The 23,955-nt window shown below is 67.0% G+C and carries 4 protein-coding genes; all 4 read left to right on the top strand.

All coding sequences use genetic code 11. From position 1 onward, the window contains the following. Nucleotides 1–11 precede the first annotated feature (11 nt). The 4 genes from ACI512_RS19760 to ACI512_RS19745 are packed head-to-tail and all read left to right on the top strand — an operon-like array spanning nucleotide 12 to nucleotide 23,945. On the top strand, nucleotides 12–9,491 hold the full coding sequence (locus tag ACI512_RS19760) for an amino acid adenylation domain-containing protein (RefSeq protein ID WP_405121280.1): 9,480 nt from the start codon (nucleotides 12–14) through the stop codon (nucleotides 9,489–9,491). A 2-nt stretch (nucleotides 9,492–9,493) separates the two neighbouring features. Further along, nucleotides 9,494–18,523 (top strand): amino acid adenylation domain-containing protein, encoded by a 9,030-nt coding sequence (locus tag ACI512_RS19755; RefSeq protein WP_405121279.1) that lies wholly within the window; start codon nucleotides 9,494–9,496, stop codon nucleotides 18,521–18,523. After that, entirely contained in the window at nucleotides 18,520–22,302 is a 3,783-nt protein-coding gene (locus ACI512_RS19750; protein WP_236380835.1) for an amino acid adenylation domain-containing protein, read from the top strand. The genes ACI512_RS19755 and ACI512_RS19750 overlap by 4 nt, the downstream gene beginning before the upstream one ends. Continuing rightward, nucleotides 22,302–23,945, top strand: a complete 1,644-nt coding sequence (locus ACI512_RS19745; protein ID WP_405121278.1) for a cyclic peptide export ABC transporter — start codon at nucleotides 22,302–22,304, stop codon at nucleotides 23,943–23,945. The genes ACI512_RS19750 and ACI512_RS19745 overlap by 1 nt, the downstream gene beginning before the upstream one ends. Nucleotides 23,946–23,955: the final 10 nt, after the last annotated feature.

The raw sequence follows: 23,955 nt of genomic DNA, 5'->3' as shown, positions 1-23,955 counted from the left end.
AGACCCTCGGCATGAACGACAAGGTCAAAGCACTTTCCCGCAATATCGAGGCCATCTATCCCCTGGCTCCTATGCAGCAGGGGTTGCTGTTTCACAGCCTGATGCACCCGGGCAAGGGCATGTACCTGCTGCAGTACCGCCATGTGATGGTGCTGCCGCAACTCGACCTGCAGGCGTTCCGCCAGGCCTGGGCACAGGTGGTGGAGCGCCACGAGCTGCTGCGCACCTCCTTCGTCTGGAAGCAGCAGAAGCGGCCGATGCAGGTGGTGCACAAGCAGGTCGAACTGCCGATCAGCTATGAGGACTGGTCGGATATCGACGAGGCCGAGCAGCAGGGGCGTCTGGAGCATATGCTGGCCGAGGAGCGTCGCGAGGGGCTGGATTTCACCCAGGCACCGCTGATGCGTGTGCGCCTGTTCAAGCTGGCCCCGGACACCTACCAATTCGTGCGCAGCTATCACCACATCCTCATGGATGCCTGGTGCTTCTCCATCATCATGATGGACTTTCTCGACGGTTACCGCGCCGCGCGTGAGGGGCGGCGTCTGGAGCTGCCCAAGCCACGCCCGTACCGCGACTTCATCCGCTGGCTGGAGCAGCAAAAGCCTGAGGATCATCAGACCTTCTGGCAGCAGCGCCTGGCCGGTTTCGACACCCCCACCGAGTTCGGTTTCGGCCATCCTGGCCGCTTGATCGATGCGCCGGAGCCGGTGGAGGATTGCGTCGAGCACCTCAGCGTCGAGCAGACGCGGGGCCTGCAGCAGGCCGCCAGTGGTCTGGGCATCACCCTCAACACCTTGGTGCAGGGTGCCTGGGCCTTGGTGCTGGCGCGCTACAGCGGCAATCGTGACCTGCTGTTCGGCGTCACCGTGGCCGGGCGCCCGGTGCACATGCAGGGCATGGAGAGCATCGTCGGGCTGTTCATCAACAGCCTGCCGCTGCGCTGGAGCTGGCAACCGCAGCAGCCCCTCGGTGCCTGGCTCAAGGCCTTGCAGGCCGAGAACCTAAGCCTGCGCGAACATGAAAACGTGTCGCTGGCGCAGATCCAGAGCTGGAGCGAGGTACAGCGCCAGGATCTGTTCCAGAGCCTGTTCGTCTTTGAGAACGCGCCGATCTCCGCCAGCCTGCGCCAGGGCCAGTTGGACTACCTGATCAGCGACATGGCCAACCGCACCCACACCAACTATCCGGTGACCGTGGTGATCGTGCCCGGCGAGCGCCTGCACCTGCAGTTGACCTACCAGACCGACTGGTTCCTGCGCGAGGAAGTCGAGCAGATGCTGCGCCACTTCCGCACGCTGCTGCTGAACATGGGCGACAGCCTGGCCAGCGAGGCGGATATTCCGTTGCAACGCATCGCCATGCTCGATGCGGCGGAGATCGCCCAACAGCACGCCTGGGCCAGCGGTGACCTGGCGGCGGACGCGGCGCAACTGCAGCCGCTGTACGTCGAGCGCCTGCAACAGCAGGTGCGTCGCACCCCCGAGCGAATCGCCGTGGTGCATGGCGAGCACAGCCTGAGCTTCGATCAGTTGAACCGGGCGGCCAACCGACTGGCCCGTCATCTGCGCGCCAATGGCGTTCAGGACGGCGACCTGCTGGCGTTGCTCGATGAGCGTGGCCTCGATCTGGTGGTAATGATCCTCGCCACGCTCAAGGCTGGCGCCGGCTGGCTGCCCCTGGACCCGCGCAATCCGCCGCAACGCCTGGCCCAAGTGCTCACCCAGAGCCGTTCGCCGCTGCTGCTGCATGGCGTGGAGCAGGGTGAGCTTGCACAGCAGGCGCTGCAGCAGATGGCGCAGCCGCCGGCGGCGATCCGCTACGAGCCAGCGGCCCTGAGCGGCTACAGCGATGCCGACTTGGACATCCCCGTGCATGGCCTTTCGCTTGCCTACTGCATCTTCACCTCGGGCTCCACCGGCACGCCCAAGGGGGCGATGGTGGCCCACGCCGGCATGCTCAACAACATGATTGGCAAGTTGCCGGGCCTGGGCCTGAATGAAGATGACGTGATCGCCCAGAGCGCGCCGCAGTGCTTCGACATTTCCGTCTGGCAGACCCTCGCCGGCCTGGTGCTGGGGGCGCGCACGGTGATTCTTGGCGACTGCGTGATTCAGAACCCCGAGGCGCTGGCCGAGGCCATCGCTCGCCATGGCGTGAGCATTCTCGAAGCGGTGCCGTCGCTGATGCAGAGCCTGCTCGAGGCGGGCCTGGAGCGCACCGCACTGCGCTGGGTATTGGCCACTGGCGAGGCGCTGCCACCGGCGCTGGCGCGGCGCTGGTTCGAGCGCTACCCCGGCATCCCGCTGATGAACGCCTACGGGCCGGCCGAATGCTCCGACGACGTGGCCTTCCATCCGCTCACCGAGCGCCTGGCTGAGTCTCGCAGCAGTGTGCCGATTGGTCGCGCCACCCTGAACAACCGTCTGTACCTGCTCGATACTGATTTGCAACCGGTGCCGCGCGGTGCGGTGGGAGAAATCTTCGTCGCCGGCGTGGGGGTTGGCCGTGGCTATATGGCCGACCCGGCACGCACGGCGGCGGTGTTTTTGCCCGACCCCATCGCCAACGACGGCAGCCGCCTGTATCGCACCGGCGATCTGGCGCGTTTCCTGGCCAATGGCGAGCTGGAGTACGTCGGTCGTACCGACCATCAGGTGAAGATTCGCGGCCACCGTATCGAGCTGGACGAGATCGAAGCCTGCCTGACCCGTTACCCCGGCGTGCGTGAAGCGGTGCTGCTGGCCCGTGACGACCAGCAGCGCGCCAAGGTGCTGGTCGCCTACCTGGTGGCCGAGCCGCAGCCCTCCATCGAGGCGCTGCGCGAGTTCGTTACCGCCAACCTACCGCCCTACATGCTGCCCAGCGCTTTCATGCTGCTCGAGCGCATGCCGCTCAACGCCAACGGCAAGATCGACCGCAAAGCCCTGCCGGCGCCCGACTTCGCCGCGCAGAGCGAGGCGCGCTACGTGGCGCCAAGCAGTGAGCTGCAAGCGCAGTTGGCCGAAGCCTGGCAGGGCGTGCTGGGGCTCGCGCGGGTCGGCATTCAGGATCACTTCTTCGAGCTGGGCGGGCATTCGCTGCTGGCCACGCAACTGATCGGCCAGATCGGCAAGCTTAGCGGCAAGGAACTGCCCCTGCGCGTGGTCTTCGAGCGCCCGACCATCGCCGCCATGGCCGAGTGGCTGGAACAACAGCAGCCCGGCGAGAAAACCACGCCGATGCGCCTGCCGCGTCCGCAGACCCTACCGCTGTCGTTTGCCCAGCAGCGCCTGTGGTTCCTCCAACAACTGCAGCCGCAAAGCCCGGCCTACAACCTGGCCGGCGCGGTTCGCCTGAGCGGCGACCTGCATGTCGCTGACCTGCTGGCAGCTCTGCAGGCCCTGGTCGATCAGCACGAAGTCCTGCGTACCCGTTTTGTCAGCGACGGCGGTGAGCCTTCGCAGCTCATTCTCGCCAAGGCCGAGCTGGCCTTGCCGCTGATCGAGGTGGTCAGCGAGGCGCAGTTGCACGACCTGCTACGCCAGGACGCGATGACCCCGTTTGCCCTGGACAGCGCGCCGCTGCTGCGTGCCTGCCTGTATCGCCTCGGGCCGCAGGCGCACGTACTGGCGCTCAATTGCCACCATATCGTCGCCGACGGCTGGTCGCTGCAACTGATCATCGACGGTCTTTGCAGCCATTACCGCGAGCTGCGCCAGGGGCGTAAACCGGCGTTGGCCGAGGCGCCGATGCAGTACGCTGACTATGCCCTGTGGCAACGCCAGTGGATGGACAGCGCCGCCTGCCAGGACGAGCTGGCCTACTGGCGCGAGCAGTTGTCTGGCGAATTGCCGGTGCTCGAACTGGCCGCGGACTTCCCCCGGCCGGCCCATGCCAGCCAAGCCGGCGGGCGCGTCGAGCAACGCCTCCCGGATGCGCTGACGGCGCGCCTGCGGGCATTCAGCGCGAGCCACGGCTGGAGCAACTTCATCCCCATGCTCTGCGCCTTCCAGCTGCTGCTGCGCAGCCGCAGTGGCGAGCACGACATCCTCGTCGGGGTGCCGGCCGCCAACCGCCATCACGCGGCGTTGCAGCCGCTGGTGGGCTGCTTCGTCAATACGCTGGTCTATCGCCAGAAGCTTTCCGGCACGGCCAGCCTGCTGAAACTGATGCGCGAGTTGCAGGCGCTGTCCGTGGCGGTGCAGTCGCATCAGGACCTGCCCTTCGACTACCTGATCGAACAGCTCGGCGTGGCCCGCCAGGTCAGCTACAACCCGTTGTTCCAAGCGATGTTCAACTACTTCCCGGGCCATGCCCTGGAGCGTTTCGACCTGACCGAGCTGATCGCCGAGCCACTCGACAATCGCCCGGACAGCGCCCTGTGCGACCTGCATCTGGACGTGCGCGACAGCGAACACGGCATCGCCCTGAGCCTGCAGTACAGCAGCGAGCTGTTCCATGAGCAGACCGCGCAGGCGATGCTCGAGCAGTATCTGGCGCTGCTCGATGCCGTGCTCGAACAACCGCAGCAGGTACTGGGCGAACTCGCCTGGCCGCCCGAGCAGCGCGCGCTGGCGCGCTTGCACGGTGAGCCTGTGGAGGGCTGGGAAGACATCCTGCAGGCCTTTGCACGGCAGGTCGCCGGGCAGCCTGAAGCCATCGCCGTGCAGGCCGGCGAACGGCACCTGAGCTATGCCGAACTGAACCAGGCGGCCGAACGCCTGGCCGCTGCCTTGCAGGCCCGTGGCGTCGGCGCCGAAGATCGTGTGGCCCTGCGCCTGCCGCGCGATGCGCGGCTGCCCATGGCCATGTTAGCCATTCTCAAGGCTGGCGCCGCCTACGTGCCGCTGGCCGAGGACACCCCTGCCGAGCGCGGCCGTTACATCCTTGCCCATGCGCAGCCGCGGTTGTGCCTGACCAATGCCGAGGCCCTGGCGGAACTGGCAGAGTGGGGCAGTGCCGTCGAACTGCTGGATATCGATGCGCTGATCACCACCGAGCCCTACTGCGCGCCGAGCGTGCATCCTGCCCAGCTCGCCTACGTGCTCTATACCTCGGGTTCCACCGGCCAGCCCAAGGGCGTGGCCATCGCCCGTGGCAACCTGATGAACCTCATGCTCGGCGTACAGCAGGTGCTGCCATTGACGGCGCAGGACAGGGTGCTGGCGCTGACCACAGCGACCTTCGATATCGCCATCGTCGAGCTGCTGCTGCCGCTGAGTCGCGGGGCCAGCATCCTGCTCGCCGACCGTGAGCAGGCACGCGACCCGCAAGCCCTCGACCGCCTGATCGAGGCCGGCCAGCCGACGGTGATGCAGGCCACCCCAGCCACCTGGCGCATGTTGGTGGCGCACACCGGGCGCAGTTGGCAGGGCGTGCGCGCCATTTCCGGTGGCGAGGCCCTGCCGTGCGCGCTGGCCGAGGCCATGGAGCAGCGTGGTGCCCAGGTGATCAACGGTTATGGGCCGACCGAGGCCACCGTCTACAGCACCTTCGAGCCGCGTCAGGGCGAGAAGGGCGGGGTGGAGGTGCCGATCGGCCGGCCGGTGGTCAATACCGCCGCCTATGTGTTGGACGCCGACTTGCAGCCCGTGGCTCCGGGCGTTTCCGGCGAGCTGTACCTGGCGGGTGCCAACCTGGGGCGTGGCTATTTCGCCGCACCGGCCCTGAGTGCGGTGAGCTTCCTGCCCGATCCTTTCGTGCCGGGGGCGCGGATGTACCGCACCGGCGACCGCGTGCGGCGCAACGCCAAAGGCAGCCTGGACTACCAGGGCCGCCTGGATTTCCAGGTCAAGCTGCGTGGCTTCCGTATCGAGCTGGGCGAGATCGAGGCCCTGCTGGCGCGGCTCACCGGGGTGCGGGAAGCGGCTGTGGTGCTGCTCGGCAGCGGCGACAGCGCGCGCCTGGTGGCTTACTACTCGGTCACGCAGGCGGCGGGTGCTGACTTGGGCGACGCCGCGCTACGCGTGCAACTGGCGCAGCACCTGCCGGATTACATGCTACCGAGCCAGTTCGTGCGTCTCGACAGCTTGCCGCTGAGCCCCAGTGGCAAAGTCGAACGCAAGGCGCTGCCGGCTCCACTCCAACATGAAGGTCAGCGCGACGGCGAGCTGAGCAAACCCTGGGAGGCGCAACTGGCCGGACTGTGGTGCGAGCTGCTCGGTTGCAACGCGGTTGGCGCCGGCGACAATTTCTTCGCCCTCGGCGGCCATTCGCTGCTGGCGGCACGGCTGGTGGCGCGCATCGCCGAGCGCTACGAGCGGCAACTGCCGCTGCGCAGCGTGTTCGAGTGCCCGACCCTGGGTGAACTGGCGGCCATCCTGGCCACGGCCGAGGGCGCAGGCGAGAGCATCCTGCGGCCATTCGGCGAGGCGCCGGCGCCGCTGCACTTCACCCAGCAGCGGCTGTGGTTCCTCGACCGCTTGCAGGGCGATACCCAGGCCTACCACCTGTCACTGGCCATGCACCTGCACGGTACGCTGCAAGCCGAAGTCCTGGAGCGCGCGCTGGCACAACTGGTGGAGCGCCAGCACAGCCTGCGCAGCGTGTTCAGCGAGACGCAAGCAGGCGCGCGGCAGCAGGTCGTGCAGTTGCACGGCACGCTGCTCAGCGTCGAGCCCTTGCAGCAGGATGTGCATTCGCCCGCCTTCGCCCGCACCTTGAGCGAGGAAGCGCAGCGCGCCTTCGACCTGAGCGCAACGCCGCTGTGGCGGGTGCGGCTGTATCAGGGCGAAGGTCAGAGCGTGCTGCAGGCCACCTTGCACCACATCATCGCCGACGCCCGCTCGCTGGAGATCTTCTTCGATGAGCTGCAACGTCTTTACCAGGCCGAGCTGGGCGCAACCCAGGCGGCGTTGGCGCCGCTGCAGCTGCAGTTCAGCGATGTCGCCGCCAGTTGGCAGACCCCTGCCGGGCAGGCACGCATTGAAGCGCAGCTGGACTACTGGCGGCAGGCCCTGGCCGGCGAACCGCCGGTGCTGGACCTGCCCACCGACCTGCCACGTCCTGCCGAGCAGGGCTACCACGGCCGGCGCCTGCGTTTCGAGTTGCCCGTCGAGTTGGTCGAGCGCCTGCGTGGCACCGCGCAGCGCCATGGCCTGACCGCCTTCGCGCCTCTGCTGGCAGCATGGAAAGTGCTGCTGGCCAGGCATTCGGGGCAGCGTGAGCTGTGGATCGGCCTGCCGGTGGCGCAGCGTCAGCAGGCGCACACCGACAACCTCATCGGCTATTTCGCCAGCACGCAGGTGCTGCGTAGCCAGATCGACCCACTGCAATCGGTGGCGTCGTTCTGGCAGGCGTTGCAAGCCACCCACCTGACCGCGCAGCAGCACGGCGACGTGCCCTTCGAACGGCTGGTGGAGGCTTTGCAGGTACGCCGCGATCTCAGCCATACGCCGCTGTTCCAGGCGCTGTTCAACCTGATCCAGCGCGATGACGTGGCGGCGGTCGGCCAGGGTTTTGCCGGCCTGCCGGCGCAGCGCCTGGATGTCGAGAGCGACAGCGCCCTGGTGGACATCGGCCTGCATATCGAGCAGCACGGCAGCGCCTGGCACTGCGTGCTGGAGTACAACACCGAGCTGTTCGTCGCCAGCACCATGCAACGCTACGCCGACGAGTACTGTCACCTGCTCGACGGCATGCTGGCGCGGCCCGAGGCGCGGCTGTGGGATATCGACCTGGCGAATGCCGATCATGCCCTGACACGCCGCACGTGGAACCTGCCAGCGCATGCGCTGAGCGAGACGCAGGATCTGATCGCGCGCTTCGAGCGCCAGGCCCTGCACACCCCGGATGCGCTGGCCGTGGATTGCCAGGAGCAACGCTACAGCTATGCCCAGCTCAATGCCCTGAGCAACCGCCTGGCCCACTGGCTGCGCGCCCAGGGTGTCGGCTGCGACGATCTGGTCGCGCTGTGCCTGACCCGTGGCCCCTGGCTGCTGCCCAGCATCCTGGCGATCCATAAGGCGGGCGCGGCCTACTTGCCGCTGGATCCGCAGCAACCGGGCGAACGGCTGCGCTTCATCATCGAGCATGCGCGGCCGCAGTTGGTGCTCAGTGAGCAGGCCTGCGCCGACGTACTCGGCAGTGTCGACAGCCTGGCCGTCGACCACCTGCCGCTGGACGAACAGCCAGCGCACGACCTGGCATTACCGGTGGCGCCGCTGCAGCGGGCCTACGTGATCTACACCTCGGGCTCCACCGGCACACCGAAGGGCGTACAGGTCACCCGTGGCAACCTGAGCAATCTGCTTGCCGGCCTCGACCGCCAGTTGCCGCTGACGGCCGAGGACATCTGGCTGGCCAGCACCACCTACGCCTTCGATATGTGCAAGCCGGAGCTGTTCCTGCCGCTGCTCAAGGGCGCGAGCATCCTCCTGGCGCGTCGCGAGCAGGTGGTCGATGGCCACCGCCTGTTCGATCTGCTGCGCCGTGCCACGGTGTTCCAAGCCACCCCAGCCGGCTGGCAGATCCTGTTGGAAACCGGGCGTGACGACTGGCCGGTTCTGCGCGGCCTGATCGGCGGCGAAGCAGTGCCGGCCGAACTGGTGAGTGCGCTGCAGGCCAAGGGGGTGAGGCTGATCAACGCCTATGGCCCGACGGAAACCACCGTCTGGTCGACCACCCAGGCGCTGCGGGAAGTACCGGCCGGTGTCGCCGATATTGGCATGCCGCTGCTCAACACCCGTTGCTACGTACTCGACGAATGCCTGCGGCCAGTGCCGCTGGGCAGCACCGGCGAGCTGTATATCGCGGGCAGCGGGGTGACCCGTGGTTACCAGCGGGCGCCGGCGATCACCGCAGCGGCGTACCTGCCCGATCCGTTCGCCAGCGAGCCTGGCAGCCGCATGTACCGCACCGGCGATTTGGTGCGCCGACGCACCGATGGGCGCCTGGCCTATGTCGGACGCGCCGATTTCCAGGTCAAGGTGCGTGGTTTCCGCATCGAGCCGGGGGAGATCGAATCGCTACTGCGCCGTTATCCCGGCGTGGACGAGGCGGTGGTCATGCTCGATGCGCGCAGCCACAACCTGTTCGCCTGGCTGCAGGCCGCGAGCCCGGTCGACGAGGTGGCGCTGCGCCGTCATCTGGAAAGCCTGCTGCCCGCGTACATGGTGCCGGCCGGCTTCATCCAGGTGCAGCGTTTCGCCCTTAATGCCAACGGCAAGATCGACCGCAAGGCCCTGCCGGCGCCGCAAGCGCAGGCAGAGCAAGGCGTGGCCCCGCGTACGGCGCTGGAGCACGAACTGGCCGAACTGTGGCAGGAGCTACTCGACCTGCCGCAGGTCGGCGTGCTCACCAGCTTTTTCGAGCTCGGTGGCCATTCGCTGCTGGCGATGCGCCTGATGACCCGGGTGGAGAGCCGCTTCGGCGTCAAGGTCGAACTGCGCAGCCTGTTCCACAACCCGACCATTGCCGGCCTGGCCGAACAGATCGAAAACCCGCAGCGGCCTTCGACCGACCAGGCACTGGATGAGATGCAGCGTTTGCTGGCAGAGATGGAAGACTGAAGATGAATGCGACCAACCAACAGGCCTTTGTCGAGATCGCCCAGCGCCTGGCCTCACTGCCGGCGGACAAGAAGCAACTGTTCCGTCAGCGCCTGGCCGAGAAGGGCATCGATAGCTGGCGCCTGCCCATCGTCCCGGCCGCTGGCAGGGAGGGTGCAGCGGTGCCGCTGGCCCATGCGCAACTGCGTTTTCTCTCGGCCGAGGCCCTGAGCAGCCGTGCGCTGTACAACCTCTGCTCGGTGCTGCGCTTCGATGGCCGTCTGGATCTGGCGTGCCTGCAGCAGGCCATGCAGCAACTGGTGGAGCGACACACGATCCTGCGCACTCGCTACGTGGCCGATGCCCGAGGCCACTTGCAGGCGCACTGCGAGCCCTGGACGGCGGGCCTGCCGGCGGTCGAGCCGTTACCCCGCGAGGCGCTTGCCGACCCGCAGCAATGGTGCGCCGACGAGTACGCCCGGCAACTGGCCGAGCCTTTCGACCTGAGCCGCGAGGTGCCCTGGCGCTGGCGCGTGTTCAGCGACGCCGAGCATGGCAGCACCTGGCTGTTCTTCACCATCCACCACGTCGCCTACGACGCGTGGTCGGCCCAGCAACTGACCCGCGAGCTGGCCGAGGGCTACCGTGCCTCGAGCCTGGGCGCGCCAGCCCAGTTGCCGCCGCTCGACATCCAGTACGCCGACTATGCCGCCTGGGAGCATGAGTGGCTGGCCAGCGACGCCTGCCGCCAGCAACTCGATTACTGGTGCAGCCAGTTGGCCGATGCGCCCGGTCCGCTGGCCTTGCCCTTCGATCATCCGCGTCCGCCCGCGAACCAGCGCCGTCATAGCGGCGCGGTACGGGTGCGCGAACTGCCAGCTGACTTGTCGGCGCAGGTGGATGGGGCCATCCGCGAGCAGGGCGTGACCCTGTATATCTTTGGCCTGACCGCCTTTGCCTGGCTGCTGGCGCGCTACAGCGGCGAGCGTGACCTGTGCCTGGGTACTTCGGTGGCGCAACGCGATCGCCCCGAGCTGGCGCCGCTGATCGGGCCGCTGCTCAACACCCTGGTGATTCGCCAGCGCCTGGAGGACGACCCGGACTTTCGCAGCGCCCTGCTGCGCACCCGCGACAGCGTGGCGGCAGCGTTCGACCAGCAGACCCTGCCGTATGAAAAGATCCTCGAAGCCCTCGACCGGCCGCGTTCCAGCCCGTTGTTCCAGGCCATGTTCGTGCAGGTCGAATTACCCGAAAGCCGCACCCTGAGCCTTCCGGGGGTAAGCGTCGAGGTGCTCGACCCGCCGCAGCGCCATGCCCGTTTCGATCTCACACTGCGTCTGCTGCGTTGCGCCGACCAGCGCCTGCGCTGCGAGCTGGAATACAGCGACGAGTTGTTCGAGGCGGCCACCATTGAGCAACTGCTCGACGATCTGCAGGCCATCCTGCAGGAGGCATCAGTCAATCCCGGGCAGCGGTTGTCGGCACTGCGCCTCGCCTCGCCGGGCAGCGAACTGCATGGCCCCGCGCTGGGCGCCAGCCCTGAGCCGCTGGATCGACAGGTGCAGCAGTGGGCCACGCGCACGCCGCAAGCACCCGCCCTGTGCGATACGCGGCAGTCGCTGGCCTACGGCGATCTGGCCAATGCCGTACAGGCACTGGCGCTGCGCCTGGCCGAGCAGAGCGTCGGCCCCGGCCAGGTAGTCGCCCTGTGTATGCCGCGCAGCGCCGAGCAGGTGCTGGCGATGTTGGCCTGCTGGCAACGTGGTGCGACCTGCCTGTTCCTCGACCCGGCGCAGCCCGTGCAGCGCTTGCAGCAACTGCTTGAAAGCAGCGCGGCGAGCCTGCTGCTGACCCTGGCCGAGGCGCCAGCGCTGAACGGCGCGGTCGCGCGTCTGCAACTGAGCGCCGCCGATCTCGCCGCGCCCGCACCGTGCCAGCCTGTGCCCAGCCTTAGCCAGCCTGAGCAGGCCGCGTACCTGATCTACACCTCGGGCTCCACCGGCCAGCCCAAGGGCGTGCTGGTCAGCCATGCCAACCTGGCGCATTACGCCGCCGCCGTCAGCCAGCGCCTGCAGGCCAGCGCCAGCAGCCGTTGGGCGACCCTGGCCACGGTCGCCGCCGACCTCGGCCTGACCTGCGTCTTCGCCGCCTTGCACTCAGGTGATCCGCTGATCCTGCCGGAGGCCGCGCTGGCCTTCGATCCACCAGGTTGGGCCGATTTCCTGGCCCAACATCCCGTGGACTGCCTGAAGATCGCCCCCTCGCATTTGCGTGGCCTGCTGGCGCTGGACGATGCCCGGCGGGTACTGCCGCGGCAGTTGCTGATCCTGGGCGGTGAAGGCTTCGATGCGGCGCTGTTCGCCCGCATCCGCGAACTGGCGCCGCAGCTGCGCGTGTTCAACCACTACGGCCCGTCGGAAACCACCGTCGGTGTGGTCTGTGGCGAGGTGACGGAGGCCGGGCAGGGCGCTTACCTGCCGCTGGGCCAGCCATTGGTGGGTGCCGAGCTGCGGATCGTCGATGCGGCGGGCCAGCCCGTGCCGCGCGGCGTGGCGGGCGAGTTGCTGATCGGTGGCCCTCAGGTCGCGCTGGGCTACCTTGGCCAGCCGCACGTCACTGCCGCCGCCTTCATCGATGACGCAGGGCGGCGTTTCTACCGCAGCGGTGATCGGGTACGCCTGGATCACCATGGGCGTCTGGCGTTCCTCGGGCGCCAGGACGATCAGGTGAAGATTCGCGGTTTCCGCGTCGAGCCCGGTGAGGTCAGTACCTGGCTGAGCCGGCAAGCGCGGGTACGCGAAGCCGCTGTGCTGGCACGCGAGATTCAGGGGCGCATGCAACTGGTGGCCTATCTCGCGCCGCGCCTGACCCCGGACGAACTGAGCGCCATCCAGGCGCAGGCCCGGGCGCAATTGCCCGAACCGCTGCAGCCGGCGTACTGGTCGAGCCTGGACGCCTTGCCGCTGACCGCCAATGGCAAGCTGGATCGCCGCGCCTTGCCCGAGCCTGAAACTAACGTAGCGGTGGATGAGGGCGGGCAGGCGCCCCAGGGCGTCAGCGAGCAAATGCTGGCCCGGCTGTGGTGCCAGGTGCTCGGCTGCGCCGCGGTCACTCGCCAGGACGATTTCTTCGCCCTCGGCGGCGATTCGATTCTCAGCTTGCAACTGATCGGCCTGGCCGCGCGCGAAGGGCTCCGGCTGCAGCCGCGCGACGTGCTGGAACAGCCGACCCTGGCGGCCATGGCAGCAAGTGCCGACTGCCGCGCGCAGCCGCGTCTGGCCAGTATTCTGGCGGCCTTCCGCGAACTGCTGGGCCAGCCGCAACTGGGGCTGGACGATGACTTCTTCGCCGCGGGTGGCGATTCGATTCTCAGCCTGCAACTGATCGCCCGGCTGCGCCAGGCCGACCTGCGCATGATGCCGCGCCAGTTGCTGGAAAACCCCACGCCGCGGCAACTGGCGGCAGCTCTGGAGCCGGCGCCTGCCACTCGCAGCGAGCCGGCAGAGGCGTCGCCAGCGTTGGCCAGTGCCGTGGCGCGGCTATCCCATGCCCAGGAGCGGCTGTGGTTTATGCAGCAGCTCGAACCCGACACCACTGCCTACAACGTCACGCAACTGCTGGTCTTGCAGGGTGAATTGCACGTGCCACGCTTGCGCAGCGCCTGCCTGAGCCTGATCGAACGTCACGAAGCGCTGCGTTGCCGCTTCTTCGAGGACAACGGGCAGGTGCGTCAGCGCCTGGTGGAGGCGCCCGAGGCCAGCTTCGCCCTGCACGATTTGCGCGCATCGCCGGCGGATGCACGGGAGGCAGCGATTGCCCTGGCCGCGCAGCGGGTCTTAGACCTGGCCCAGGGGCCGCTGGTGGCCATTGACTTGTTCCAGTTCGCTGAAGACGACTATCGCCTGCTGTTCAACGCCCACCATATCGCCGTGGACGGCTGGTCCATGGGACTGCTGGTGCAGGATCTGGCCGCCCTCTACGAGGGCCGTCAGCCCGCGCCCAGAACGGGCCTTTTGCAAGTGATCGAAGCGCAGCGCCAGACGCTGGAAGGGGAGGCCGGCCAGGTACTGCTCGATTACTGGCAGCAGCGCCTGCAGGGCTTGAGTGACGAGCCGCTGGCCCTCAGCGAAAGCCCGCGCCCGGCACTGCAGGCGTATGCCGGCGCACGTGAGCAGTTCCCGCTGCCAGGCGAGCTGACCTCGGCAATCGCGGCCCGTGCCAAGCAGCTTGGGGTGACCCCCTTCGTGCTGTATTTCGCCGCGCAGCAGCTGCTGCTCTGGAAACACGCCGGGCGCCGCGATTTCGCCATCGGCCTGCCGGTGTCCGGGCGTGATGCGGCGGACAGCCAGGCGCTGGTCGGTCTGTTCGTCAACACGCTGGCGTATCGCGTGCAGCTTGATGAGCTGGAAAGCCTGGAGCGTTTTCTGCAGCGCCTTGGCCAACGCCTGGCGGATGACCGGGTCCATGAGCAATTGCCGTTCGAGCGCCTGCTCGACGTGCTCGAGGTCGAGCGCAGCCTCGACCGCACGCCATTGTTCCAGGCCATGTTCAACTACCAGGTGGATCACCTTGGCGAGCGCAATCTGCAACTGCCGGGCGTCACGGTAGCGCCCCTGGCATTGCCGCAGGGGGCAATCAGCGCCAAGTTCGACCTGACCTTCAACCTGTTCAGCCAGGGCCGCGGCGATGAGGCCAGCAGCCAATTGATAGTCGAGTACGCCACCGCGCTGTTCGACCCGGCCCGCATTCAGTGCCTGGTGGACGATTACCTGGGCGTGCTGTCCAGCTTGGCGCATCTCGATCTGCAGCAGCCGCTGCTGGCGCTGCCACTGCGGTCGGTACAACGCCTGCACAGCGCGGGCGAATCTGCCGAGCTGGACATCGAGGCGGATTTCGTGACCCGCTTCGAGGTTCAGGCCGCCTTGCATCCAGAGCGCACCGCGGTGTTCTGCCGCGACCGACAACTGAGCTACGGGCAGTTGCAGGCACAGGCCAACCAGCTTGCGCATTGGTTGTTGGCGCAAGGTGTGACGGCGGAATCCACGATCGCCTTCTGCCTGCCGCGCGACGAGCGCCTGCTGGTTTGCCTGCTGGGCATCCAGAAGGCCGGGGCGCAGTACCTGCCGCTCGATCCGAGCCATCCGCCTGCGCGGCAGGCGGCCATTGTGCAGCGGGCACGGCCGCATCTGCTGTTGTGCGACCTTCAGGATGAGCATTTCCCGGCCACGTTGCGCTGCCAGCTCTGGCGGGAGCTGGCGTTACACGCGCAGCCGGCCGATGCACCGGCGCTGCCGAGGCACCTGCAGCAACTGGCCTACACGCTCTACACCTCCGGCTCCACCGGGCAGCCCAAGGGCGTGCAGATCAGCCGGGGCAACTTTGCCAACTTCCTGCTGGCGATGGAGCGCGCCTTGCCGCTGGAGGGCGTGCAGCGCTACCTGGCGCTGACCACCGTGACGTTCGATATCAGCGGCCTGGAACTGTGCCTGCCGTTGGTGCGCGGCGGTAGCGTGGTGCTCGCCGATGACGAGCAGCGCCAGGACCCGTTGCTGCTGGCGCAGTTGATACGTGAGCGGGCGGTGGAGCTGATCCAGGCCACCCCGGCGACTTGGGCGATGCTGCTGCAGGGGGATCGCCAGGTGCTGGCCGGGCAGGTCGCCCTGGCTGGCGGCGAGGCCCTGGCGGCGGAAATGGCCAGCGAGCTGCAGCAGCTCGTCGGCTGCCTGATCAACGTCTACGGGCCGACCGAAACCAGCGTCTGGTCGACCCAGACGTTGGTGGAGGAGCTGCATCAGCCGGTGGTGCCAATTGGCCGGCCGCTGCTCAACACGCGCTGCCATGTGCTCGACGAGTTCCTCTGTGAGGTTCCGCCAGGCCGTGCCGGCGAGCTGTATATCGCAGGCCTTGGACTGGCCCGTGGTTATGCCGGGCAGCCGGCGCTGAGCGCCGAGCGTTTCATCGCCGACCCGTTCGGCGGCGCTGGCGGGCGCCTGTACCGCACCGGCGATGTGGCCCGCTGGCAGGCCGATGGGCAGTTGTATTACCTGGGCCGCAGCGACGATCAGATCAAGCTGCGCGGCTTCCGTATCGAGCTGGGCGAGATCGAGGCGGCGCTGCTTGGTCACCCGGGGGTCGCCCAGGCGTTGGTGGCGGTGCAGGGTGAGCACCTGGCCGCGTTCTGGGTTGCCAGTCTGTCTGGCGAGCCGAGCGCAGACGAGCTGCGTGAACATCTGCAGGCACGTCTGCCGGTGTATATGCTGCCAACTCATCTGCAAGCGCTGCCAGAATTGCCGCTCAACAGTAATGGCAAGGTGGATCGCCAGCAATTGCCGCAGTTGCGCAACCAGCAGCAGGCGGTAGCAGGCAGCGCGCAGCGGCCGCTGAGCGCTAGCGAGACCCTGCTGAGCGAAATCTGGGGCCAGGTGCTGCAGCTCGAGCAGGTGCCGCTCGATGGGCATTTCTTCCAACTCGGCGGACACTCGCTGATGGCCGCGCAGGTGCGTTCGCGGCTGCGCGAGCAGGGGTTCGAGGTGCCGCTGCGCTGGCTGTTCGAGACGCCTTCGCTGACGGAGCTGGCGACGCGCCTGGAAACCCAGGCCACCGCCATCGACCCGGCTGGATTGAACATCGCGCGGGTCGATCAGCACATCGACCAGCCGCTGTCACCTGCGCAGCAACGGGTCTGGCTGATGCAGCAACTGCAGCCGAGCGACAGCAGCTTCAACATGAGCAGCAACGTGCGCCTTCGGGGTGCCCTTGATACCCAGGCGTTGCAGCGGGCCTTGCAGCGTGTGGTAAGGCGCCATGCAATCCTGCGCACCACCTACCATCAGCAGCAGGGCGAGGCGCGCCAGCGCATCCAGGCGGATTTTGCGTTGACGCTGCAACTGGCGACCGTGAGCCAGGCGCAGTGGGCGCAGGCTGAACATGAGATGGCCGCGCGCCCGTTCGACCTGAGCGTTGAGGCACCGCTGCGCGCGGTGCTGTATCGCCTGGACGAGCAGGAACATGTGCTGCAACTGGTGCTGCACCATATCGCCTCCGACGGCTGGTCCGGCTCGGTGCTGATCGGTGAGCTGGTCGAAGGCTACGAGGCCTACAGCCAGGGCCGGCTGCCCGTGGAGCGCGAACTGGCGATCCAGTACGTCGACTATGCCGCCTGGCAGGTTTCAGCGGCGCTGCGCGCCCGTCAGCGCCAGGGCCAGCAGTTCTGGCAACGTACCCTGTCCGGCATACCGAGCCAGGTGCCGTTGCCGTTCGACTTCCCACGCGGCGAGCGCGATAACAGTGGTGGTGCGGCCTTGGACTTCCAGTTGCCAGCGGCGACGCTGGCACGCCTGGAAGCCTTGCAGCGTGAGAGCGGCTTATCGCTGTTCATGTTGCTGCTGACTGTCTATGCCGCCGTGCTGCAGCGCGAGACCCAGGGCCGCGACCTGGTCATCGGCACCGACGTGGCCAACCGCGAACACCCGGCGACCGAGGCGCTGATCGGCTTCTTCGTCAACCTGCTGGCGTTGCGCATTCGCCTGCAACCGGAGCTCAGCTTCCGTGAGCAGGCGGCACTGGTGCGCGATGTCTGCCTGGATGCCTTCGCCTGGCAGGACACACCGTTCGACCAGGTGGTGGAATGTCTCGACCTGCCGCGTGGGGCCAACCAGCATCCGCTGCTGCAGACCCTTTTCGTACTGGACAACACGCCGCGTCAGCCGCGCCGCCTCGGCAACCTCGAGGTCACGCCGGTGAGCCGTGAACAACAACACTCCAAGTTCGACATGGCGCTGTTCGCCACTGCCGACGGCGATGCCCTCAGCCTGCGCTGGGTGTATCGCACCAGCCTGTTCCGCCCAGCCACCCTCGAGCGTTTGCGCGACAGCTTCCTGGCGCTGCTCGAGGCTGCGCTGGGTGCGCCGGACAGCCCCATCGATGCCTTATCTCTGCCTTCCAAGGGAGCTGCTGCCATGTCCACCACCACGGACAACCCGCTGCAACGCAAAATGAGCAAGCTCGGCAAGCTGCGCCAGAATGGCCCGGCTGCCGCGGCCACACCGATCGAAACCCGGCCGCTGCGTGCCGGATCCAGCTTCCCCCTGCTGGTGCAACTGCGCGAGCGCGAGCTGGCCCCCGCCGTGTGGGCCGAGGCCCATCGCGAGCAGGTGGAAAGCTGGCTGTGCGAGCACGGCGGGATTATCTTCCGTGGTTTCGATCTGCCGACCCCGGCGGACTTCGAGCAGTTCTGCCAGGCGTTGTGCCCGGAGCTGTACGGCCAGTACGGCGATCTGCCGAAGAAGGAGGGCGGCAACAAGATCTACAAGTCCACGCCCTATCCGAAGGACCGCATGATCATGTTCCACAACGAGAGCGCTCACCAACATCGCTGGCCGCGCCGGCAGTGGTTCTATTGCGAGACGCCGGCCACCAGCGGCGGGGCCACGCCCATCGTCGACAGCCGTGAGGTGTACCGCGAGCTGCCGGCCTGGCTGCAGGTCAAGCTGCGTTGCAAGCAACTGATGTACGTGCGCAATTTCAGCGCCAGCCTGGATGTCAGCTGGCAGCACTTTTTCCAGACTGAGGAGCGTGCCGAGGCCGAGCGCATCTGCCATGAGGGCGGGATCGAGTTCGAGTGGCGCGGCGCCAACGAATTGCACACGCGCCAGGTGTGTCCGGCGGTGATCCTCCACCCGCTGACCGGCGATGCCAGCTTCTTCAACCAGATCCAGCTCTACCATCCGGCGTTTCTCGATGCCGATATCCGTGAGCAGTTCCTCAAGGGGCGCGATAGCGTCATGCCCCGGCAGGTGTTCTACGGTGATGGCAGCGAACTGGAAGAGGCCGCCATCGAGGCGATCAATGCCGCTTACGAGCGTTGTGCGGTGCGCTTCGACTGGCAGCGCGGCGACGTGGTGATGCTCGACAACATGCTCGCCGCCCATGCCCGCGACCCCTTCGAGGGCGATCGGCGCATCGTCGTCGCCATGGGCGATATCTATCGCCGCGATCAGGTCGCGGCCGCACCGGCGACGGCTGAGGAAAACGCTCTGGAGATGACACCATGATGGATCTTGGCCTGCCTCTTTCCCCGGCCCAGAAGCAATTGGCCGAGGCCAACCCGCAGGCGTACCGCTGGGTGCGCATGACGCTCCCCGGTGTTGCGCCAGAGCGGGTCGAACAGCGTCTGCGTGACGCCCTGGGCCAACACGATGCGCTGCGCTTGCGCTATCAGCGCCCGCTCGGCGCCACTGGCCTGCGCCAGCGCGTGGCCGAGCCGGGCGAGTTGCGCCTGGACTGGCACCAGGCGGGTGCCGGCTCCGATGCGGCGGCCTGGCAGCGCGACGCCCAGGCCCAGTGCCTGGCGGAGCAGCCCGACCTGCTGGCCTGGTGGCGCGACGAGCAGCTATGGCTGGCGCTGCCGGCCTGCTCGCTGGATCTGCACAGCCTCGAGCAACTACGCCGTGAGCTGCTGGGGCAGGGCGCGGCACTGGAGGCCGAGCCGATGCAGTACAGCGACTACGCCGAGTGGATCGCCGGCCTGCAACTGGACGACGACGCCGAGCAGGGCGCGCAGTTCTGGCGCAACCTGGCCCTGCAGGAGGTGCCGGGGCTGCGCCTGATCGAGCGCTATGGCATGGCCAGCGGTGCCCGTGGCTGCGTGCAGCAGGCGCTGGAACCTGCACTGTGCAGTGCCGTGCAGGCACTGGCCGGGAGCGAGGCTTTGGCCATCGAACCACTCGCCCTGGCAGCCTGGGGCGCCTTGCTCGGCCGCCTGAACGGTCAGCGCCATGCGCAGTTGGGCCTGCAGCACGACCCGCGTGACGACTATGAGGAGCTGCAGGGCGCCTACGGGCTGTTCGAGCAAACGCTGCCCATGCAGGTGCATTTGTCCGAGCACGCCAGTTGGGTCAGTCTGGCCCGGCAGCTGGCCCGGCAACTGGAAAACGCCGTGCTCTGGCAGGAGTACCTCGGCCAGGCCGAGCTGCTGCCGGAGTGGCGTGCCAGCTATCAGGCCGGGCTGCGCGTGCAGCATCTGGCCGAGGTACAGGCGCTGCAGGCCTTGTCCTTCGACACACCGGTGGAACTGCAACTGCACTGGCTGCTGGATGAATCCGGCCAGGGCCAGTTGGCGCTGGTGTACGACACCGGGTTGTATCGCCGTGAGCAGATGCAGCTCTTGCTGCGCCGTTACGTGCACTGGATCGGCCAACTGCTGCAGGCGCCGCAAGCGCCGCTGGACGGCCTGGATACCTTGCTGGCGGAGGAGGGGCAGCCCACAGTGGCTGGCGGGGAACTGCCAACGGACGTCGATATCGTCGAGCGATTCCGTGCCCATGCGCGCCACCAGCCGCACAGCCCGGCGCTGCGCGATGGCCGGCGGCTGTTGTCCTATGCCGAGGTGGATGAACTGAGCGAACGGGTGGCCGGTAGCTTGCAGCAGGCCGGCGTTGGCCCTGACCAAGTGGTGGCGCTGCTGCTGCCGCGTGGCGCGCAGATGCTGGTCGCCATGCTTGCCTGCTTCAAGGCCGGCGCGGCCTATCTGCCGCTGGACCCGGCGCTGCCACCGCTGCGTCTGACCAGCATTCTCGAGGATGCCAAACCTGCTGTTCTGCTGCATCTGGATGAGTCGAGCCTGATCTGCGAGGTGCCCAGCCTGGCCTGGTCGGAGGCCAGCAGCGCTGCACCACTCGCCGCGCCTGTGGCCAGCGCGCCGCAGCACCTGGCCTATGTGCTTTACACCTCGGGCACCAGCGGCAAGCCCAAGGGCGTGCAGATCGAGCAGGGGCAGCTACGCCACTACGCGAGCCAGATCACTCACGCGCTGGATTTGCCGGCAGGTGGTCATTACGGGCTGGTGTCGTCGCTGCTCGCCGACCTGGGCAATACCGTGCTGTACCCGGCGTGGCTGCAGGGGGGCTGTGTGCACCTGCTGAGCCAGGCCAGCGTCACCGATGCGCAGGCCTTCGCCGAGGAGCTGCGCGATCATCCGCTGGATGTGCTGAAGATCGTTCCATCGCACCTCGAGGCCTTGATCGGCGAGCATCCGCTGGAGGGTGTGCTGCCGCGTCAGGTGCTGGTGCTTGGCGGCGAAGCGGTGGGTGAGAGCCTGCTGGCGCGGCTGGCAGCGGCAGGGTCTGGTTGCCGCCTGTACAACCACTACGGACCGAGCGAAACCACGGTTGGCGTGCTCTGGCGGGCCATCGACAGCGAGCAGGGGGCGAGCGGCACGGCCCTTGACCAGGTGCTCGGCAACAACCGCATCTATCTGCTCGACGAACAACAGCGCCCCGTGCCTTGCGGGCAGGCGGGCGAGTTGTGCGTGGCCGGGGCCAGTGTCGGCCGTGGCTACCTGGGGGATGTCGGCAGTTCGGCATTCGGCCAAGACCTGCGGTCCGGCGCACGCCTGTATCGCACCGGTGATCTGGCGTTGCGCCAGGCCGATGGCGCCTTGCGCATTCTCGGGCGCAATGATCAGCAGGTGAAGATTCGCGGTTTTCGTCTGGAACTGGCGGAGGTCGAACAGGCGTTGCGCAACCTGCCGGGTGTGGAGCAGGCGGCGGTGTTGCTTGATGGTGAGCGCTTGTTGGCCTTCGTCGTGGAGGAGCCAGGGCAGAGCCGGGCCGCGGACCTGCTGCGCGACGATTTGGCCCAACAACTGCCGGACTACATGCTGCCCGCCGGCATCTTCGCCCTGAAAGCCCTGCCGCTGAACAGCAATGGCAAACTCGATCGGCAGGCGCTGCTGGAGCGTGCCCGGCAGCGCCTGCAAGGTGCGCGGGTGGCCCCGGTCGGCGAACTGGAAAGTGCCGTGCTGGAAATCTGGTGCCGCGTGTTGGGTGTCGAGGATCTCGGCGTGACCGACAACTTCTTCGCCACGGGCGGGCATTCCCTGGCGGCGATCAAGGTGGTGGCACTGATTCGCGAACAATTGGGGCTCAACCCGCCAACTAATCTGCTGTTCGAGCGGCAGACCGTGCGCGAACTGGTGCAGAGCCTCGATCAGGGCGCGAATAGTGAGGGCTGGCAGGTACTGAACGACGTGGCCGGTGAGGCGCCGGCTTTGCTCCTGGTACATGGCGCGGAGGGTCACCTGAAAGACTACCGACCGTTGGTGGCGCAACTTGGCGAACCGCAGGCCGTTTATGGTCTGGCGGCATTTGGCGAGGGTTGGGAAAGCAAGGATCTGGACAGGCTGCTGCAGCGCTATGTGCAAAGCATTCCTGAGTCGCTCAAGCAGCGGCCGCTGGTGGTACTCGGCTGGTGCCTGGCTTCGCGCCTGGCGCTGCTGTTGATTGCGCACCTACAGTCAGCCGGTTTCACCATCAAGGCCTTGGCGGCGGTGGATCATGATCCGCAGCGCAGCCTTGCTGGCGACGGCGACGAGGGTGGCCAGTTGCTCGCCGACTTGGTGTTCCTGTGTCGCAGCCGTTCACGGCCGCTTGGCGATACGTTGCGCGAGCGTCTGGCCCGGCAACTGGTCGATTGTGATTATGCCGAGGGAGTGACCCGCATGCTGGCCGACGCCGAGGTGCGTGAGCATCTGCAATCCCACGGCGCTGATGCCGAGTTGCAGGCTGTGATGGTGCGCTACCGGGCGATCAAGACGCGCCTTTACGAACAGACCTTACCGGTGGTCGACGTGCCCATCTGGTTGTGGCGCAGCAATGCCCACGGTGATCTGCGCACCTCCTGGCAGGCGCACACGCGCAAGGCGCTGCATGATTGGAGCCTGGATGTCGGCCATCATGCGATCGTTGCCGAACCGCGTCTGAGTGCGGATCTGATGTCCTTGCTAGCGCCAAGCATTGCGCCGCAACACCCAGCCGAGAAGGTGTCGAACTGATGATGTTATTGAAGGAACTGCTGCATGATGCGCGCTGGCGCATTTTCCTGGCGGTGCTGTGCAGTGCCTTGAGTGCAGCCAGCAGCATCGGCCTGATCGGCTATATCAACCGCAGTCTGGAGCAGGGACTGGATGACCTGAGCCAGGCGCTGGCGCTGTTCGCCGGCCTGCTGTTGCTGCTGTTCGTCAGCGGCACCCTGGCCCAGTGGCTGCTGGTGCAGATTGGCCATCGCCTGGTCTATCAGTTGCGCCTGCGCTTGGTGGGCAAGGTGTTGGGCACCGCCCTGGAGCGCATCGAGCGACTGGGCAGCCCGCGCATCTACAACGCGCTGACCAAGGATGTGACCACCGTGGCCACGGCCTTCAAGCAATTGCCGATCTCGCTGTACAACGGCTTGCTGCTGCTGGCTGGCCTGGCTTACATGGCTTGGCTGAGCCTGCCCTTCTTCGCCCTGACCCTGGCGGTGATCGCCTTCGGCGTGCTGATAGACGTGCTGCTCGGGCGCAAGGTCAAGCGCCTGATGCAGCAGGTGCGGCAGCAGGACGACCGGTTGACCGAGCAGTTCGAGGCGACCATTAACGGTCGCTGCGAACTGGCCTTGAGCCGGGAGCGTCGGCAGATGCTGTACAACCAGCGCCTGGAGCCGATCGCGCAGGCCTCGCTGCAGGCCTCGGTACGCGCCGATACCCTGTGGGCGATCAACCTGAACTGGACGTCGCTGCTGGTGTTCGTGTTGATCGGTACGCTGTTCTTCCTCGGTCAGGGCCTCGGGCTGCTGAGCCAGCAGGTGGTGATGGGTTACGTGTTGGCGATCATGTTCCTGCGTACGCCGATCTCGATGATCCTCGATGCCGTGCCGGCGGTGATCCGCGGCCATGTGGCCTTGCAGGCCATCGATGACCTGGCCCTGGGCGAGACGGTGCACTTCACCTTGCCGCCCAAGGCTGCCGAGCCTTTCCGTGAGTTGCGCCTGAGCAACGTGCAATACCACTACCCCGGGCAGAGCGACGAATTCGCCTTCCAGCTGGGGCCCATCGATCTGCACGTTCGCCGTGGCGAACTGATCTTTATCGTCGGCGGCAATGGCAGCGGCAAGTCGACCCTGGCCAAATTGCTGACCGGGCTCTACCAGCCAGGCGAGGGGACGGTCGCGCTCAATGGCGTGACGCTGGACGTCTCGAACAGCGAGTGGCACCGCGAGCATTTCGCGGCGATCTTCGCCGACTTCTATCTGTTCGCCGATGTGCTCGGTGAGAACGGCCAGCTCGATGGGCTGGAGGAGCGGGTCGATCACTATCTGCAACGCTTGGGGCTGGCGCACAAGGTGCAGTTCGTCGACGGACGCCTGTCCACCACAGCCCTTTCACAGGGGCAGCGCAAGCGCCTGGCCCTGCTGTTGCTGATGATGGAGGGACGCGAGGTGTTGCTGCTCGACGAATGGGCGGCGGACCAGGACCCGGTGTTCCGCCACGTGTTCTACCACGAGCTGCTGCCCGAGTTGCAGGCGGCCGGAAAAACGGTCATCGCCATCACTCACGATGACCGCTACTTCGACGTGGCCGATCGCATCTACCGGCTTGATTACGGCCAGTTGGTGGACTATGACCAAAGCAGCGAGAAGCCTTTCCAGTTGGTCAGGTAGCCGCTTGGAG

Origin of the sequence: Pseudomonas petroselini, from assembly GCF_045037875.1 — a bacterium.
Classification (GTDB): Bacteria; Pseudomonadota; Gammaproteobacteria; order Pseudomonadales; family Pseudomonadaceae; genus Aquipseudomonas; species Aquipseudomonas petroselini.
This window is presented reverse-complemented; position numbering and strand designations above follow the sequence as displayed.

Bases quoted from the DNA above. Each gene is read 5' to 3' on its own strand.
- ACI512_RS19760 (WP_405121280.1), top strand. From the start codon at position 12: ATGAACGACAAGGTCAAAGCACTTTCCCGCAATATCGAGGCCATCTAT.
- ACI512_RS19755 (WP_405121279.1), top strand. From the start codon at position 9,494: ATGAATGCGACCAACCAACAGGCCTTTGTCGAGATCGCCCAGCGCCTG.
- ACI512_RS19750 (WP_236380835.1), top strand. From the start codon at position 18,520: ATGATGGATCTTGGCCTGCCTCTTTCCCCGGCCCAGAAGCAATTGGCC.
- ACI512_RS19745 (WP_405121278.1), top strand. From the start codon at position 22,302: ATGATGTTATTGAAGGAACTGCTGCATGATGCGCGCTGGCGCATTTTC.